We start from the raw sequence: 14,045 nt of genomic DNA on the forward strand, positions 1-14,045 counted from the left end.
ACGGCGGCAGGCTGGTACGCAGATACCAAGACCAGCACCGGATTTACTGTACATGTGCAGAGTTCACAGCCTTACCCTGTGACTTTCGCATGGGAAGCACGAATGTATCCCAATTGATTTATACCCTCAGGGTAGGAGCCTGATTAATGCTCTCTCCCGAAGAACGTACCGATATTCCCAATACCCTCCTACTCCTTGTCGGGCGCATTGAAGGTAAACTCGATATGCTCCTGACACGGGATAAAGAGCAGGACAGAAAACTCAAGGACCTTGAGGAGCGTATCTCTACAATAGAGAATGACCGCGCCAAAGTCCTCGGTATCTGGGCCGCTGTATCCCTTGGTATTGGAGGGGTGGGATGGATCGGAGAAACTCTTTTCAACCATTTCTGGACTAAGTAATGAAAATCACGAAACTAGAAGGAGCCGCTATTGCTGGAGGCATCGCTACTGTTGCTGCGGCTGCTGAATCGGCTATTACCTCTGGCAGTTCCGACGCTATCCGCGCTGTCATCCTGGCTGCGGTCACTGCGATCATAAAGATCATTGCGGCCTTCAAGACCCCTAAGGCCACCTGATGGGTTTCCCTGAAGAGGCGGTCGCTCTGGTAGCCTCATTCGAGGGTTTCAGATCACGCCCCTATCGGGACCAAGGCGGCGTCTGGACAATCGGCTATGGGTCTACCTACCTGCTCAACGGTAAGCCGGTCACAGCCGCAACGCCAACCATGTCTGAGCCTATGGCAGCGGCCTTGCTGAGGAACGTTCTGGTGTCCTTCTGGGACACTATCGAGCGCCTTGTGAAAGTGCCTCTGACGGACCGCCAAGGAGCCGCTGTACTGAGCTTGGTCTACAACATCGGAGAGTCTGCGTTCAGCCGCTCAACGTTGCTGAAAAGGCTCAATGCAGGGGACTTCAAAGGAGCCGCTAACGAGTTCCCGAAATGGAACCTAATCAAAGGCGAGGTGAGCCGGGGGCTATCCCTGAGACGCGCCAAGAACGTAATCTGTTCCTGTCCACAGGTTAAGTAAAAACAGTTCCCCAAAGGGACCCGAAAAGGGCCTCTAAGGGGAACTGATTTTACTTACTCGTCGTCCTCATCATAGAACCCCGCTTCACGCAGACTCTCTGAGTACCACTCCCAATTATCAACTCCGCCTGCATGGAGAGCATCTAGCTCGCGCTCTGCATCCAGCAGTTCGCTGTGCCTTTCGACAGTGATCGTGACGGTTTCGCTCACACTGTGTGCGCCCTGATCTGGGGGCGATCATCAGTCCCAATACCCCGTAAGGCATATGTCACGAGCGCCATGGCGTTCCACATGACATGAGCCATATGCATCCGCCCTGTCTCTGCATCGTTATCTGTGCCCATTTCCCATGAGGCGAGATGCCGCTTCAGGCTGGCCAGGCAATTTGACCAGTCCATGCCTTTCTCCCAATTCCGTTCTGGGTACTTCTGAGCGCCCTTTGTGAGGACCTCTACAAGCTCTTGTACGGCATCTGGAGGGAGAAGGTCGTAGCGCAGCTTACCTTCATTGTATCGAAGGCCGCCTGAAGCGCGCGCCTCCGGCACACATACAGCCTCCCTCTTAAGGTCCTCAGAACGCACTTCAAGGGACCGTACAGTAGCCCCCGAAACAACCTCTACACGCCGCTCATGGGCATCCTCAAATTCCTTACGCTCTTCAGATGTAAGGTCCCACCAGTCGTCCACGGATACCGGCTTGCTCAAGCTGCGCTCTCCTTTTCTACCCATTTGGCAGCCGAAGCTGGCACCCGAACAAGATTGAAGTGCTTCTCCAGAAGCTCCTTGGCGAATGCTGGCTTGGCATGGGAACCTAATGTGTCCCAGACGCTGGCCCCTTCTCCGGCCTCTACAGCAGCCATCAGGTCTGCCTTGAGGGCTTCTGTGTTCACAGCTGGATGGAGAAACTCGAAATCTGTCAGGCGGCCATCATCATACGCGCCGTCATCAAATGCCACGTCTATGAAGTACTCACCTACATTCTGGACGCGGCCACACTTACCTACGTGTTTGGAAAGCAGGCGAAAACTATCTACCGCCTTTACACGGTCTCCTACCTTAAACTTGCGCATTCTCTTTCCTCTCTATTTCATAACATCTTCAAGTTTCAGTCTCTGAGGCCCCTTAAGGCCCCATAAAATCACCTCTTTACTTTCCTTGTCGTAATCATCCCGTGTCAGTATCTTGGCCACTCTTGCCTGTACCAGCGCATCCGCCTCTGTCAGCTTCTTGCTCTTGTAAGCTTCGACCACCATCTTCCACCCCGCAGTCAGAGAGCGTCCGTCCCAGCCCTTCAGGATCGCTTCGGCGCGTTTTGGGCCTATACCGGGGCAGCCTGCGTAATTGTCTGTGGTGTCTCCGGTCAGGGTCTGAGTGAACCACTTCAGGTTCGCCTGAGAGGGGGTAATGATGCAGGGCTTTGCGTCTTTGACGGGGTTGAAGTGGCGCCCTGGAACCGTTCGCAGGTCCTTGTCGAGGGTCACAACAATGCTGTCTTCATGCCCCTCGGAGGTAGCCAGAATGCCCATGAGGTCGTCAGCCTCAAGACCATCTACTTCATCACATTTGAAGCGTTCTTTGACGGCGCGTACAGTGGCCCAATAGGCCAGAGGTTTACCGCCTTTACGGTTCCCTTTATAGGTCGGTAAGATCTTCTTGCGGAAGTTATGCGGGCCTGTGAACAGCACCCTAACGTCCTTGCAACGGGCTAGACTGGCCCACGCTTCAATAGTCTCTATGCAGGCTCTTTGGGCTTCTTCTTCGTCTGCGTGTATGGTCGGCTCAATGGTGCCGAAGTCGAAAGTCTTTTGAACCGCTGCTGCGGCTCTGAAGGCGCATATATCGCCGTCAATCAGAGCTAGGCTGATGGAGAAGGCGCCTCCATTCCCAGCTCAAACCTGATACCGGGCATACGCTGCTGGAATCTTTCAGCCCTTCTAAGGGACCTCTCAACGCCCTCTGGGGTCTCCTTTCGAACCAGCCGCATGACCTTGTCTCTCAGGTCTGCGAACCCCTGGTCGGTCATCCTGACAAGGTTATCGTCATAACTGATCTGACAGGCTGCGAAGTCCATGCGACGGCGTACAAAGGTCTCGAAATCATTCACACCGTGAGGGCGTTGAATTTCGATGACGTTGATTGGAAGGGGGCCGAACGCACAATCAGGAAACACAGCTGAGGCGCCCACTTCAGGTGCCGAGCTGGGAATGTAATCTAAGGAGCAGAATGCACAGGCCCCAAAGATTTTTTGAAGATCCGGCAAGCGCTCTTCCAGAGGACCGTCTGCGGCATCTACGAAGATATCCAGATCCTTGACATGAAAGCCCCAGCAAAGGTCACGCAAAGCGCCACCTGCAAGGATCGCTGTGGGATAAACGGTGCGGACTGCCTTGAGGGCAGTCTTGTAGTGTTCCGGTAGGAACGGGACGTGAAAGTCCGTTTCAGGGGTTATTGGAAAGCTCCGTGAAGGTTGGTGGGCATAGAATGTCGCTGATCTTGATCATGTAACCATTCCATTGTGTTGGGGGACGCGGGCCATCCGATTTCAAACAGAGGTTTGATGAGGATATTCTGGATTTCGGGATTTCCCAGACATCTTCCTCGCCGACGACCACCAACGTGTCGTATTCAGAGTATCCATCAGAGTTCGTTCCCCGGACGCGGCATTGAAGATACCTGTATGGGGGTGAGCCCATATTCCACGTTGCCGTCTTGACCTGTACGCGCTTGAAGGAACCGCCCTCAAACACGACAAAGTCCGTCCAGCTCTGTTGGACTGCAGGCCAGAACACCTCCAGCCCACGGCGTAGGAATAGGGCTGCGGCTATGTGCTCACTCGCACTTCCTCTGTAGTGGGCAGGAACGAGCCCTGCTGCGTCAGTGTGTCGCAGCCCAATCATCTCCAATTATGTAATCTCCAGCCATTGGGCACCTTGAACCAAGCCGTTCACCGGCCTCTTTGATTGAATCTGCAAATGCCTGCCCAACCGCTTCAGCGATCTCTGGGCGGGCCTCCATCTGGGCCTCGTCATGAACATTGGCGCAGAACGCGAAGTCCTCCCCGTGTTTCCAGCCGTTCTCAACGCACTTCTCAAAGTAGAAGATCACAGCGGCAAGCTTCATTACGGACGCCTCGAAGGACTGCATAAGAAACACCAACGCGCTATGCTCTGATCGGCACTTGACGTGCATTCCGCCGAGGGCCTTCAAGTACCCTCTACCGCCCTTTTTGGGGCTCCGCGCAGCGGCCTGGATAGCGGCCTGTAGTTTATCAAAGCCAACAATGGCCTTGAACAACTGCCTACGTGCCAGCTTACCTAGTTCGCTATCAGGAACTCGCGGGACGGGAACGCCAGCTTCTCGGCATTCTTCCTTGATCGTCTTGCCCAATTTGGGGTCTCCCCCTCCGAACAGCACGCAGTAAAGGGCACGCTTTGCACCTTCACGAAGCCTGCCGAGCAGCTTACCCGGATCACCTTGATACCCAGCAGGGACACGCATTCCGCATAGCTCCAGAGCCTTCCGGTTAGTGCTATGAGTATCCGTTCCCCGCGCCTTGTCCCCGTTGATCTCACGATTGATCGCAAGTCCACCGTCATAGTGGGCAAGGTAGTGAGCCAGGGCGCGGGCCTGTATCGACGCTCCATCACAGCCGATAAGCTTCCACCCTTTTCTTGCGATCCATACAGAGCGCATTCGAAGGTCTTTCTTGGAGACCTGGGCCATATTTGGGGCGCTGTGACTGCAGCGGCCTGGAGCGCAGCCGACTGAATTGACACGTCCGTGGATGCGGCCATCAGAGCCGACAACTTGCAACCACCCATATTTTCCATCTGACAGTTGTCCAAGCTGCTTTGAGACAGCGAAGTATCGGACAAGCTTCTTTGCCTGAGGGAAGGGGAGGCGGGACAGGATTTCGTCATCAATGGTGGGGTTCCCGTCATTGCCATATGCTTTTGGTTTCCAGCCAAGCTGCATAAGGCGCTCACCGACCTGCTTTCGTGATCCGGGGTTGAAGTCCTGAAGGATCACCTTGGTCATGGGACAGCCAGCTGTGTAGCCGTGCCGTTTGTTGTCGCTCTTGGGTACGAACAGGGCAGCCTGTGCGTTCTTTCCGTTAGGCACCCATCGTGGGGGAAATGCTGACTGCGCCTCGGTCAGGAGGTCGGCCAGCTCCCCCCGAAGTTCCGCCTCAAGTTCCTGAGCGGCCTTGATATCCAGGGTGAATCCGTTCTGCTCCTGAAGGAACATGATCCATGCGAACTTCAGCTCAGTATCGAGACAACCCCATTCCTCGACTTCCTTGACATGATTGTAGAGTGCGCGGGTTACGATAACATCCTGCGCTGCATACTCCAGCATGGCTGGTGTGCAGGTGTCCCAAGGGCCCTTGAAGGTCCCTTTCAGGACCCCTAAACGTTGCCCCCACTCGTCCAGACTGTGCGCTCTCTCCTCAGGGGAAAAGAGCCTCGCCATAACAAGCGTATCCACCATCTGCTCCAGCCGGAGTGTTCCGGGGTAGAGCTTCTCGATAAGGGGGAAATCGTATTTAAGGACGTTGTGCCCGATCAGTTTAGGGGCTTCTGAAAGGCGTTTGAGGCCCTTAGCGATTGAAGGGTACCCCGGCATGGCATCACAATAGACTGTGCTATCCGTGCCTGTGACTGTGCCGATCTGGAGTGAGTGAAGTTTGGAGGCGGTGTCGAGGAGGCCGTCAGCCTCGCAGTCCCATATAAGGACCTCTTCAGACACTGACATATCTCCGCTTCGTCAGTCCGCACCTCTTGCAGGTCCTGCGCTGGTATAGAGGGGCATAAGGGTAGTGCTCCCAGAGCCCCCAATCGTGGAAGAAGTGTGATAGGCAGCGCATGTGCGTCTCCTAAGGACGCCCTAAGCGTCCCGTTTATGTGTCGTTGAAGATCGCCTCACCAGGAGCAGTCGAAGCCGCCACTATCGGACGAAGAAGACCCGCTGTCGTAGCTGAAGCCACCGCTGTCGGAGCCTGAGGAGAAGCTGTCTGAAGATGATGAATAGGACGGCGCGCTTTCGATCACCGTGGTTGACCCATGAGAGCTGCCCATGAGTTCCCCCAGTAGGATGCCCTCGAAAAGGCGGTCACTCTGGACTGGAGGGGTGTAGGGAGGCGTGTAAGGCGCTGTGTAGTGATGCCGGGGCTCAGGAACTGAAGCTCGGCTGTATGAATGCACCGGAGGGGAGACGGTCGGATTAACCTGTCGGTGCGGCGTCCGAAACGCTCCCACGCTCGACGCTGAACGGACATAGGGAACGGCCTCAGCCTCGGGCTCGATGGACCGCATCTGCGAAACACGCTCGACGCGTTCGATAACCTTGGGCTTACGCGCCAGGTAGATAGCAAAGCCGATAGCAACGATCAGCGCGACAAGCGCCAGCATCAGGACGAACAGGAAGCCCGTGCTGATATGGACATGGTGATGGGGCTCCAAAGGAGTCTCCTAGGTTTCGTGTTGGATGAGATAATCGGCTGCTCTGATCAGCACCTCAGGGTTCTCCCTGAAGTGCCCTAATCCGACATTGCAGCCCGTGCAGAGGAGCCCTCTGACGGAACCTGTCTGGTGGTCGTGGTCTACGCTCAGCCGCAGACCTCCGAAGTCAGCTTGACCGCAAATGGCACAGCCGTAGTGCTGGTCCTTGAGCTTCTGGTGATAATCGGAGATGGTCAGGCCGTAGCGCCGTAAGGTGTCTTTAAGGGACTTTAGAGGGTCCCTCTTAGAACGGCGCGTCATCGTCCTCTTGGAACGGTGACGCACACTCTTCAGGCACCGCTTCAATCAGCCTCCCCGTCGCATCATCGAATGTGAGGGGAAATGTCATTCCGGTAGCGCGCCCCGTATGGCGGTCTTTGAGACACCGCAGGATACTCTGTCGGCGCTCCTCTGGGTCATCTGCCTGAGTGTTTCTCTCAAGACCCCAGAGCATATGCGCCCAGAACATAATGGTGCGCGAACCCTTGAAGTGTTGCCCCTTCACACGCCCACCTTCTTCATGTGGTGGTCCATCTTTCGGGGTGGCTAGGTGGGAAATGAAGTGGAACACGAAGTCGAGGGTCTTGGCCATTGTGGCCATTTCCTCCAGCATCGCATCCAGCTCCTGCCTCTCATCATCCATATGCGCAGTTAGTGCTGTGAGGTTGTCCAAATAGATGCAGTCACATCCGAGGTGCTGCACCATATACTTGATGTGCCCTCGGATAACGGACCAGGTAGCGCCCCCGAAACTGTCGTAGAGGTAAAGGCGGTCCTCCTGAGCCACGGTACCCAGCGCAGCCTCAAGCTCCTCCTGTGTCCAGCTTCCATCTGGAATATGGAACCGCTTACCGGCAAACTTTCCTGCCAGCCGCTTGCCTGTCTGCTCGACGGGCTGCTCAAGAAACAGGATTCCAACCTTCAGTCCAAGCTGGGTTATATCAGTCTCGACCATCTGCGTGACTAGGTCAGTTTTACCAACCCCTGACCCCGCTCCGATCCCGATAAGCTGGCCCCTACCCCGCCCGTAGGTTGCTGCCGTGACTCCTGGGAACAAGTACGGAATCCCCACCTCAATAGGTGCAAGGATTTTATCCCGAACATCAGCCAGGGTTACGATCCCGTCCGGGCGATATGTCCGTGCGTTATAGATTGCTGTGGTGAGTGCCTTGGCCTCATTGGCCATAAGCATCTCATTGGCGTCCTTTCGGGGCAGCTCAGCAATCTTGCACCGCCCCGGCGTGAACAACTGAGCACACTCCGCAGCGGCCTTGCGCCCCGGCTCGTCCATATCGAACATGAGGACAACTTCCTCGTATCCCTCAAGCCACTCTATCTGAGCTGAAAGAGCCTTGGCAGCACTCTGCGCGCCGTTTGGAAGGGACACTACAGGCCACGAAAGGCCTGTGATCTGGGCCACTGACAGGGCGTCAATTTCGCCCTCAGTGACCACCACCCGCTTACCCTTGTTTGGCCAGACATGCTGGGCAAACAGAGGGGCATTCTTCATCCCGATCGCAGAGAAAGCCTTGTCTTTTCCTCTTAGCTTCTGTCCTACCAGGTGCCCGTCAGCGCCCCGGTAGTCTGCAATCTGCACGACATTGCCGTGTTTATCTTTCCCGACCTTGTAGCCCATCTTACGACAGGTCTCTGCGGTAATGCCGCGCTTTGTCAGCGGCTGATAATCGCCCTCAATGAAGCTGCGTTTGATGACGTGCGCGCCTCCTGCTTGTGTGTGTGTGGTCCATTTGTTGGCCCCGTATGGTGCCCGCAACTGAAGCAGTGCGTATGGCCGTCTGTGTATAAGGCGGCTGCATCACGGGAACCGCAAGCTGAGCAGGGGCCTTTGCTCAGATAGTCAGAGGCGTCCATCTGCTGGGCTAAGTCGCAAGAGGCTGCGTACGCACTCTGCGATCAGGGAAGCCTCAAAGGGCGTCAGCCATGCTGTGTCATAGATACTTCCGCGTCCAACCAGCGCAGCAGGAACAGGGACTAACCCCGCAGCCCACTTTCCAAGCTCAGCCCCAAGGCGTTCAGCCTCAGCCAGCTCTGCATGGCTCTCAGCTTTGGAGGTCATGGGCCTCCGCTCCGACTGAATCGCCGGACTTGGTATAGGAGACCTTGATGCCCGCAGTACCTTGGGCGGTTACGCTCACACCCTTTCCACTGGCAGGGAGGGTCTCAATGTGAATGTTCCCCGGAAAGCGCAGTTTGAGGGCTGTGACAAGTTCCTGAAGATTTATATCAGCAGTCATATGAATATCACGTTGAGCTTTCATCAGAACTCCCCAAAATCTTTTTGTAGTTTGACCAACATTCCGAACAGGGCGAAGATCAGGACGCAGATCTGAACCCCCACAGCAAAAATAGGGGAAATCTGGCAGGCTCCTAAAGTGAGGCCGACCCACAGCGTCATGGCGAGAATGCAGCCAGCTACGATACTGGCTGCTCTGAGATAAATTCCCATCGGCTCACCACACTACAAATCGAGGGGCAGGACTCTGCGCGGTACTTGGAATAGAGTAGCTCGACCCACCACGGCGAAGCGTTGCAGGGACATAAACAACGGGTTTCTTTTCAGACACGAGGAAGCTCCTTTGCAAAGGCTGTGAGGGTGGCGGCGAGGATGCCAGCCTGTTCGTAAGAGAGGTTCAGAAAGTCTTCCTCCTGTTCAATGATGATGCAGGCGGGCATTCCATCCTCTTCAGGAGCAACTGAGACACGGATGTCTTCCTGCTCAGGGTCCATTACAATGGTTATGTCGGAGGGCTCACCGGGGACGGAGTTGTGCTCAATTGTTGTCATGCGGCTTCTCCAGAAAATACCGGACATACCGCTGCCCCGTAGGGTCTTTGCGGGGTTCCGTGCGGATGTCATGCCCAGCCTCTTTGAGGTCCAGGATACGGCGTGGAAGATGGCGGATGCGGTAAACCGCTGCGGCCTCGACAGCAGAAATCGAGCCGTGGTGCTGAAGGTGGTCCAGCACGAGTTTTGCTTGGGGTGTCATGGGCTCCTTGAAGGTGCCCCTAGAGGACAGGCGCAGGGCGGCTAGGGCGCCGCTCACCTATCCATTGGTGTTTATTGAAATCGTCGGGTCGCAAAGCCCGATCTCTTGGGCATTCGGATAGGACCGTGCGAAATCCGCCTGCTTAATTACCATGATGCGTGATACGCATCCCGGTGCGTGAGGTAGCTGTTCTCACCTCCGACTTCAGAGGTATCTCCTGCATGGACTGCCCCTTCGGAGATGCCATTCTCAGTCGCCTGAGATTCCAGATACGCCTGCCCTCTAAGGGCACCCTAAACAAACTTGAACGGAAACCTGAAGGCCACCCGAAAGCGGCCCCACAGGCGGTCAGCTACTTACCTGCAAGTGCCTAGTGCCGCAGGAAGACAGCAGACAGGCGCCCCAGGATAAAGCACATAAACAAGAACAGAATAGGAATGCACAGGAGGGGAAGCAGCACAAGCAGCCAGCTACATGCGATAACCCCTGTCAGTTTCAGTGCGATTAGGAGGAGTGTGAGGAGGACCAGAAAAGACATGCTCAGGCTCCGATAGGGGTGCAGACGCGCGCCGGGCGGCGTTGATAGGTTGTATGCCCTGCAAATATGACCTTGATGTCTCCGGCCTCGTTTGCTAGGGGCTCAACAACAATGGCAGGTACCGTTCTACCTGCAACCTTCACCCACTGGCCCCAGAAGAACTTCGGCGCGGGTGCCGGTTCAGGGGTTTTGATGGTGTCCTCAGGGACGTAGACAGTGCCGTTGATGGTCACTGAGGGGACCTGAGGGGGCTCTACAGGCTCGATGTCGGAAAGGTTGAAATACCCCCAATTGGTTCTACCGGGTGTCCAGAGCTTTACCTGCCCTTCCCGGTCGGGAGCTTCCTTGACCTCTACAATGTGCCCCACCATCTCGCGTGTTATATGCGTGGGCATGTATGTGCTGGACTTCACGAGCACCTTCATACCCACTTTCACATCTTCTTTACGCATACCCTCAGCGAGCTCAACTTCACCGAGATCAAACCAAATAGTCCCCCCCTTAAAAGTAACCTGGAGAGGACGCCAATCCGTGCCATCATTACACTGGATAACGCCGATTTCTCCACTAGAGACGGGGTCTCTGCCCTTCAGAAGGCGGACCCGCACACCTACTTTTGCATCTTCTGCGCGCATACTTGTATCCTCCGCTCAGCGATCCGCTGATTCTGTTGATTGAATGAAACTGTCGGGTTGATTCTGGTCAGCTGAGGACGCCAAGGATCACGCGGACCCCTGCGGGTTCCCCTGAACGAGCCCAGCGCTTGTGCGCTGAAATGCTCACCAGATTGTCGTCATCCTCGTAGACCTTGGCCTGTGTAAGAGCGTCCTGAACGCCCTTTACAAGGTTATCTATGTCGCCTCCGGGACGGCGGCGCTTGGTCGATTTGGGCTTGGTGACGATGACCTCCATGAGGCCGTAAATGTCCCCTGTAAGGGGCCTTTCGGGACGCTGTTTCGAGACCTGCTCAATACAGGCCTGGAGAAACTCCCCATAAAGCTTGCCCTTGTAGACATAGGCCCGACCGCCCCGAACGGCAGCCCGAAGGCTCTCCGGTCGAGGTTCAGCTTCAATAGTGATTGTGTGGGTCTGTGAGGCGTTCTCAGCGATCCAGTCGAAAGCCTGCTGGATGATGCCAGCCTGGTGAGTCTCAGAAATCGCCGTTGTCTCCAGCCGAAGCCTCGGCATCGTCAGAGCCGCTCCAGCCGGACTCGTCGGTCTCATCAGAGCCTTCGTAACCGTCCTCTTCGCCAAAGCCGTAGCCGCCCGCATCACGCGCACCGCCCGAGGACAGTTCGATGATCTGAACAGCTTCCAGAGCCAGCGTTAGGCCGCCCGCCCCTGTGCCGGGGATGAAATAGCCAAACTGCCCCGTCTTGAAGTCCTTCTTAACCTCAAAGGAGACTTTGGCGACTGTTCCCCCCCAGGCATCAGGAACTGGATCAAGCTTCTTACCCTTGGCATCAAACACAGGGAGTTTGGCGGTCCACTTTGTACCGTCCTGACGAACCCCTGAGGCCTTCATCTTGAAGTTGAACTTGATCTCGCCAGTCGGCTCTTCAGTGTCCTTATCGTAGACCTCGGTATAGAGCGGGTTCATCTTGACCTCGCCCAGCTTCTTGCGGCTCCCGACCGGGAGCGCCTTGAACTGCTCCTGAGCAAAGGCCTCAGCCTGCTTGTAGAACGGCTCCAACTTGGCCAGGAATGCCTGTGTGTCGGGGCAGTCCTGCCGCAGAATCAAGGGAGCTTCGAAGTTGCCCTCAGGTGTGAATTTTGTGTTTGGAGTTCGGAGTGAAGGGAACTGAAGGACGCCCTTAGGGGTCGTGAGGATTTTCTTTGGGGCTTTTGCCATGTGATTGTTTATCCGAAATATGAATTGAGATTTCGGTCCCGATCCGTTCGAGCGGGGTTTGATAGGGGGTGCGCGCTCAGCTCAGCCGCTTACGCAGGTGGCAGGGTGCTGAGGGCGCCGTAGTAATGAGAATGATGTAGTGGCCCTGCGTCTGCACGGCCTCAACCAGCCTGAGGAACACATCCTCCATCTGGTCTGGGTCGCCTTGAAAGTCCGGCCAGATGGCCTTCATTCCGGCTGAGAGAACCTTTGCTTTCTCTCTTGCAGTGTTTCTCATACAGCCTGGCCTAGGCGACCGCGAACACGATAGGCGCCGTCAATGTCTTTACCGTGGGCCTTGATAAATTCCCTCTTAAGGATCTGCTGAGGAAGCGAGGTCCACAGCGGAGACATACGCTTGGGGCGGCGTGAAGGGGCCTGAAAATTCATGAGAGGATTCCTTTGAAATCCGAAGGCTGAAGCCCATCGGTTGGCGTTTTTCTTCTAGTGCCTACATAGCTTGGTCGTCAGTTGAATCTCTTGCATCCCTGGAGCGTTTTCCTTCTATGTTACGCTGTTACTTGAGAGGGCTGCTCATGCGGAAAGTCTTGTTGATTATACCTGTATTTTTAGTTGGCTGTGCCGATAGCGCGCAGAAGACTGCTTACAAGCAGCTTGCAGAGGCCTGGAAAGAGTGTTCATCCAGCTATAGCCTGACACAGGGCAGGGCGTTCCAAAGCGAGGCCTGCATGGCGCAAGCCTCTACAAGTACGGGAATGAGGCCCAGCTCAGCGGTATGGCAGCACGGCTTGAGGCCGAGCCAAGGCGTCTTGAGGTCGCCAAGGCTGTGGACCAAGGGGCTATGACGGTGTCCGAAGGGGCGCTGGAGATGAGCCGTCTAGACGCTTATGTGGGGCAGAGGGTGCAGCAGGATGCCAGTCAGAGGGCTTTGCAAGGCCGTGAAGGTGTCTCTGAGGGGCTCTTTAGAGCGGGCGCTGCAACGGTTGCTGCGGGAAGACCTTATAGTAGTGTGACGAATTGCAGCGCAGTTGGGCCTAACTTTGCGACGTGTACGTCAAGCGGATATTAACTAGCGCCTCCCTGCGATAACCATAGAGGTAGCTGCGGACGCTATAGCAGCGTTTTGGGCTTCCCTTTCGTGCTCAGCATGGCGCTGGATCGCTACACCATTTTCAAATGCGAGCTGGTCCATTCGACACTGTCCATACTGCGCCTGCGGCAGCGCCATACAAGCTGCGAAATATTCCTGAGACTTGGCCCTATCTGCGCTGGACTCAGAAATCTCCGCAGCAATCGTGACGCCTACAAGGAGTACGAAGAGGGCGGTTACGATCTTGATGATGTGGTTTTCCATGAAATCATCCATGCTAGACTCCCTCGCGGATGTCTGCGGCTGCATCTTTTGCGCGCGCCTCGTATGTGTCGCTGATGGCTTTCTCCCCGCAACTGAAGATGCGTTGCCATAGATTTTCCAGTGATATCCCTTCGCAGAGCTTTGCGCACCGCTCTCGCTCTTCTGCTACGGCCTCATGTTTTTCCTGCTCCATCGCAGCACAGCGGTTGGTCAGGTTGTCTATGGCTTCTGCTCTTAGATTTGATATGCGCTGTTCTTCTTTTACTTCGGCCTCCAACTCCTTCACCCTCGCCTCAAGCGCAGCGACGTTGGCGGGGCAGGTGTAGAGAGGGATAGGCCATGAGTTGTCGGGGTTCCGATAAATGCTTTGGACACTGCTGCTGGCTCCTTTCCCTGCCGTAAGCTGCTCCAAACCTCTGCGGCTTACATAACCAACAGGCTCTGCCCCCTCCGCGTCCTTCCGGCGCTGCTCTGCCGCGCCTCGGGCCTCGGCTTCTGTGAGCCATCCCATTATTTCAGAGTAGTCCGGGTAACAGCGTTCTAGCATCAGGTCGATCAGACGTTCCTGGATTTCATCCACCATCTTATCAAGCGTCCGAAACTCTGCGCTATCCGGCTTCTGTTCGTTCTGGATCATGCGCCTTCTCCTACGCTGCGCCTATGAGCAGTTTCAGCCAGCTCTGTTAGAAGTGTGTTTGCGGCGTCCCATGCGGCGGCCTCTGCGGCGTCCCATGCTGCGGCCTCTGCGGCGAACCATGCGGCGTCC

The 14,045-nt window shown here is 55.8% G+C and carries 23 protein-coding genes; 3 read left to right on the forward strand and 20 right to left on the reverse strand.

Translation table 11 applies throughout. The annotated features are described in order from the left end of the window. Nucleotides 1–146 precede the first annotated feature (146 nt). Genes JCM25354_RS13960 through JCM25354_RS19200 form a run of 3 tightly spaced genes read left to right on the forward strand, consistent with a single transcriptional unit; the run spans nucleotide 147 to nucleotide 1,029 of the window. Nucleotides 147–401, forward strand: a complete 255-nt coding sequence (locus JCM25354_RS13960) for a hypothetical protein (protein WP_025886467.1) — start codon at nucleotides 147–149, stop codon at nucleotides 399–401. Further along, a complete protein-coding gene (locus JCM25354_RS21440; protein WP_159103509.1) occupies nucleotides 401–577 on the forward strand; it encodes a hypothetical protein in 177 nt (58 codons plus the stop codon). Before JCM25354_RS13960 ends, JCM25354_RS21440 begins: the two co-directional genes overlap by 1 nt. Beyond that, nucleotides 577–1,029, forward strand: coding sequence for a lysozyme (locus tag JCM25354_RS19200; RefSeq protein WP_051537424.1), 453 nt, complete (start codon nucleotides 577–579; stop codon nucleotides 1,027–1,029). The genes JCM25354_RS21440 and JCM25354_RS19200 overlap by 1 nt, the downstream gene beginning before the upstream one ends. Nucleotides 1,030–1,082: 53 nt before the next feature. Here JCM25354_RS19200 and JCM25354_RS23855 read toward each other — a convergent pair whose 3' ends face one another. From JCM25354_RS23855 to JCM25354_RS14100, 20 genes are all read right to left on the reverse strand, one after another. Beyond that, entirely contained in the window at nucleotides 1,083–1,238 is a 156-nt protein-coding gene (locus tag JCM25354_RS23855) for a hypothetical protein (RefSeq protein WP_456303688.1), read from the reverse strand. Beyond that, nucleotides 1,235–1,732, reverse strand: coding sequence for a dATP/dGTP diphosphohydrolase domain-containing protein (locus JCM25354_RS19205; RefSeq protein ID WP_025886468.1), 498 nt, complete (start codon nucleotides 1,730–1,732; stop codon nucleotides 1,235–1,237). Before JCM25354_RS19205 ends, JCM25354_RS23855 begins: the two co-directional genes overlap by 4 nt. After that, complete coding sequence (locus tag JCM25354_RS13985; protein WP_025886469.1) at nucleotides 1,729–2,097, reverse strand: hypothetical protein; 369 nt, start codon at nucleotides 2,095–2,097, stop codon at nucleotides 1,729–1,731. The genes JCM25354_RS19205 and JCM25354_RS13985 overlap by 4 nt, the downstream gene beginning before the upstream one ends. Nucleotides 2,098–2,109: 12 nt before the next feature. Continuing rightward, nucleotides 2,110–2,892, reverse strand: coding sequence for a hypothetical protein (locus tag JCM25354_RS19210; RefSeq protein WP_084294787.1), 783 nt, complete (start codon nucleotides 2,890–2,892; stop codon nucleotides 2,110–2,112). Then, nucleotides 2,883–3,368 carry a hypothetical protein gene (locus tag JCM25354_RS21445; protein WP_025886471.1) on the reverse strand — a complete coding sequence of 162 codons (486 nt, stop codon included), beginning with the start codon at nucleotides 3,366–3,368 and terminating at the stop codon, nucleotides 2,883–2,885. Before JCM25354_RS21445 ends, JCM25354_RS19210 begins: the two co-directional genes overlap by 10 nt. A 97-nt stretch (nucleotides 3,369–3,465) precedes the next feature. Beyond that, nucleotides 3,466–3,924 carry a group I intron-associated PD-(D/E)XK endonuclease gene (locus JCM25354_RS23595; RefSeq protein ID WP_025886472.1) on the reverse strand — a complete coding sequence of 153 codons (459 nt, stop codon included), beginning with the start codon at nucleotides 3,922–3,924 and terminating at the stop codon, nucleotides 3,466–3,468. Further along, nucleotides 3,902–5,776, reverse strand: a complete 1,875-nt coding sequence (locus JCM25354_RS20370; RefSeq protein WP_159103511.1) for a DNA polymerase — start codon at nucleotides 5,774–5,776, stop codon at nucleotides 3,902–3,904. Before JCM25354_RS20370 ends, JCM25354_RS23595 begins: the two co-directional genes overlap by 23 nt. A 173-nt stretch (nucleotides 5,777–5,949) precedes the next feature. Beyond that, nucleotides 5,950–6,489 (reverse strand): hypothetical protein, encoded by a 540-nt coding sequence (locus JCM25354_RS14020; protein ID WP_025886473.1) that lies wholly within the window; start codon nucleotides 6,487–6,489, stop codon nucleotides 5,950–5,952. Between the two features lie 9 nt (nucleotides 6,490–6,498). Then, a complete protein-coding gene (locus JCM25354_RS23600) occupies nucleotides 6,499–6,789 on the reverse strand; it encodes an endonuclease VII domain-containing protein (protein ID WP_025886474.1) in 291 nt (96 codons plus the stop codon). After that, complete coding sequence (locus JCM25354_RS19225; protein WP_369345797.1) at nucleotides 6,773–8,302, reverse strand: toprim domain-containing protein; 1,530 nt, start codon at nucleotides 8,300–8,302, stop codon at nucleotides 6,773–6,775. Before JCM25354_RS19225 ends, JCM25354_RS23600 begins: the two co-directional genes overlap by 17 nt. 84 nt (nucleotides 8,303–8,386) lie before the next feature. Continuing rightward, nucleotides 8,387–8,605, reverse strand: a complete 219-nt coding sequence (locus JCM25354_RS14035; RefSeq protein ID WP_025886475.1) for a hypothetical protein — start codon at nucleotides 8,603–8,605, stop codon at nucleotides 8,387–8,389. Beyond that, nucleotides 8,589–8,783, reverse strand: a complete 195-nt coding sequence (locus tag JCM25354_RS14040; RefSeq protein ID WP_148301532.1) for a hypothetical protein — start codon at nucleotides 8,781–8,783, stop codon at nucleotides 8,589–8,591. The genes JCM25354_RS14035 and JCM25354_RS14040 overlap by 17 nt, the downstream gene beginning before the upstream one ends. Before the next feature lie 23 nt (nucleotides 8,784–8,806). Beyond that, on the reverse strand, nucleotides 8,807–8,995 hold the full coding sequence (locus JCM25354_RS14045) for a hypothetical protein (protein WP_025886477.1): 189 nt from the start codon (nucleotides 8,993–8,995) through the stop codon (nucleotides 8,807–8,809). 110 nt (nucleotides 8,996–9,105) lie between these two features. Next, complete coding sequence (locus JCM25354_RS21180; protein ID WP_159103512.1) at nucleotides 9,106–9,333, reverse strand: hypothetical protein; 228 nt, start codon at nucleotides 9,331–9,333, stop codon at nucleotides 9,106–9,108. Further along, entirely contained in the window at nucleotides 9,320–9,535 is a 216-nt protein-coding gene (locus JCM25354_RS20830) for a helix-turn-helix domain-containing protein (protein WP_025886478.1), read from the reverse strand. The genes JCM25354_RS21180 and JCM25354_RS20830 overlap by 14 nt, the downstream gene beginning before the upstream one ends. 540 nt (nucleotides 9,536–10,075) lie before the next feature. Then, the gene (locus tag JCM25354_RS14065) at nucleotides 10,076–10,708 is read right to left on the reverse strand and encodes a hypothetical protein (protein ID WP_025886479.1); all 633 of its coding nucleotides are present in this window, start codon (nucleotides 10,706–10,708) and stop codon (nucleotides 10,076–10,078) included. 67 nt (nucleotides 10,709–10,775) lie between these two features. Next, the gene (locus tag JCM25354_RS14070) at nucleotides 10,776–11,261 is read right to left on the reverse strand and encodes a RusA family crossover junction endodeoxyribonuclease (RefSeq protein ID WP_025886480.1); all 486 of its coding nucleotides are present in this window, start codon (nucleotides 11,259–11,261) and stop codon (nucleotides 10,776–10,778) included. Beyond that, nucleotides 11,224–11,925 carry a hypothetical protein gene (locus JCM25354_RS21455; RefSeq protein WP_025886481.1) on the reverse strand — a complete coding sequence of 234 codons (702 nt, stop codon included), beginning with the start codon at nucleotides 11,923–11,925 and terminating at the stop codon, nucleotides 11,224–11,226. Before JCM25354_RS21455 ends, JCM25354_RS14070 begins: the two co-directional genes overlap by 38 nt. 1,069 nt (nucleotides 11,926–12,994) lie before the next feature. Then, complete coding sequence (locus JCM25354_RS14095; RefSeq protein ID WP_025886484.1) at nucleotides 12,995–13,291, reverse strand: hypothetical protein; 297 nt, start codon at nucleotides 13,289–13,291, stop codon at nucleotides 12,995–12,997. Between the two features lies 1 nt (nucleotide 13,292). Then, on the reverse strand, nucleotides 13,293–13,916 hold the full coding sequence (locus JCM25354_RS14100; RefSeq protein ID WP_025886485.1) for a hypothetical protein: 624 nt from the start codon (nucleotides 13,914–13,916) through the stop codon (nucleotides 13,293–13,295). Between the last annotated feature and the right edge of the window lie 129 nt (nucleotides 13,917–14,045).

It is taken from the genome of Asaia prunellae JCM 25354 (assembly GCF_000613885.1).
Lineage (GTDB): Bacteria > Pseudomonadota > Alphaproteobacteria > Acetobacterales > Acetobacteraceae > Asaia > Asaia prunellae.

Bases quoted from the DNA above. Each gene is read 5' to 3' on its own strand.
- JCM25354_RS13960 (WP_025886467.1), top strand. From the start codon at position 147: ATGCTCTCTCCCGAAGAACGTACCGATATTCCCAATACCCTCCTACTC.
- JCM25354_RS21440 (WP_159103509.1), top strand. From the start codon at position 401: ATGAAAATCACGAAACTAGAAGGAGCCGCTATTGCTGGAGGCATCGCT.
- JCM25354_RS19200 (WP_051537424.1), top strand. From the start codon at position 577: ATGGGTTTCCCTGAAGAGGCGGTCGCTCTGGTAGCCTCATTCGAGGGT.
- JCM25354_RS13985 (WP_025886469.1), bottom strand. From the start codon at position 2,097: ATGCGCAAGTTTAAGGTAGGAGACCGTGTAAAGGCGGTAGATAGTTTT.
- JCM25354_RS23595 (WP_025886472.1), bottom strand. From the start codon at position 3,924: ATGATTGGGCTGCGACACACTGACGCAGCAGGGCTCGTTCCTGCCCAC.
- JCM25354_RS23600 (WP_025886474.1), bottom strand. From the start codon at position 6,789: ATGACGCGCCGTTCTAAGAGGGACCCTCTAAAGTCCCTTAAAGACACC.
- JCM25354_RS14035 (WP_025886475.1), bottom strand. From the start codon at position 8,605: ATGACCTCCAAAGCTGAGAGCCATGCAGAGCTGGCTGAGGCTGAACGC.
- JCM25354_RS14040 (WP_148301532.1), bottom strand. From the start codon at position 8,783: ATGACTGCTGATATAAATCTTCAGGAACTTGTCACAGCCCTCAAACTG.
- JCM25354_RS14045 (WP_025886477.1), bottom strand. From the start codon at position 8,995: ATGGGAATTTATCTCAGAGCAGCCAGTATCGTAGCTGGCTGCATTCTC.
- JCM25354_RS21180 (WP_159103512.1), bottom strand. From the start codon at position 9,333: ATGACAACAATTGAGCACAACTCCGTCCCCGGTGAGCCCTCCGACATA.
- JCM25354_RS20830 (WP_025886478.1), bottom strand. From the start codon at position 9,535: ATGACACCCCAAGCAAAACTCGTGCTGGACCACCTTCAGCACCACGGC.
- JCM25354_RS14065 (WP_025886479.1), bottom strand. From the start codon at position 10,708: ATGCGCGCAGAAGATGCAAAAGTAGGTGTGCGGGTCCGCCTTCTGAAG.
- JCM25354_RS14070 (WP_025886480.1), bottom strand. From the start codon at position 11,261: ATGCCGAGGCTTCGGCTGGAGACAACGGCGATTTCTGAGACTCACCAG.
- JCM25354_RS21455 (WP_025886481.1), bottom strand. From the start codon at position 11,925: ATGGCAAAAGCCCCAAAGAAAATCCTCACGACCCCTAAGGGCGTCCTT.
- JCM25354_RS14095 (WP_025886484.1), bottom strand. From the start codon at position 13,291: ATGGATGATTTCATGGAAAACCACATCATCAAGATCGTAACCGCCCTC.
- JCM25354_RS14100 (WP_025886485.1), bottom strand. From the start codon at position 13,916: ATGATCCAGAACGAACAGAAGCCGGATAGCGCAGAGTTTCGGACGCTT.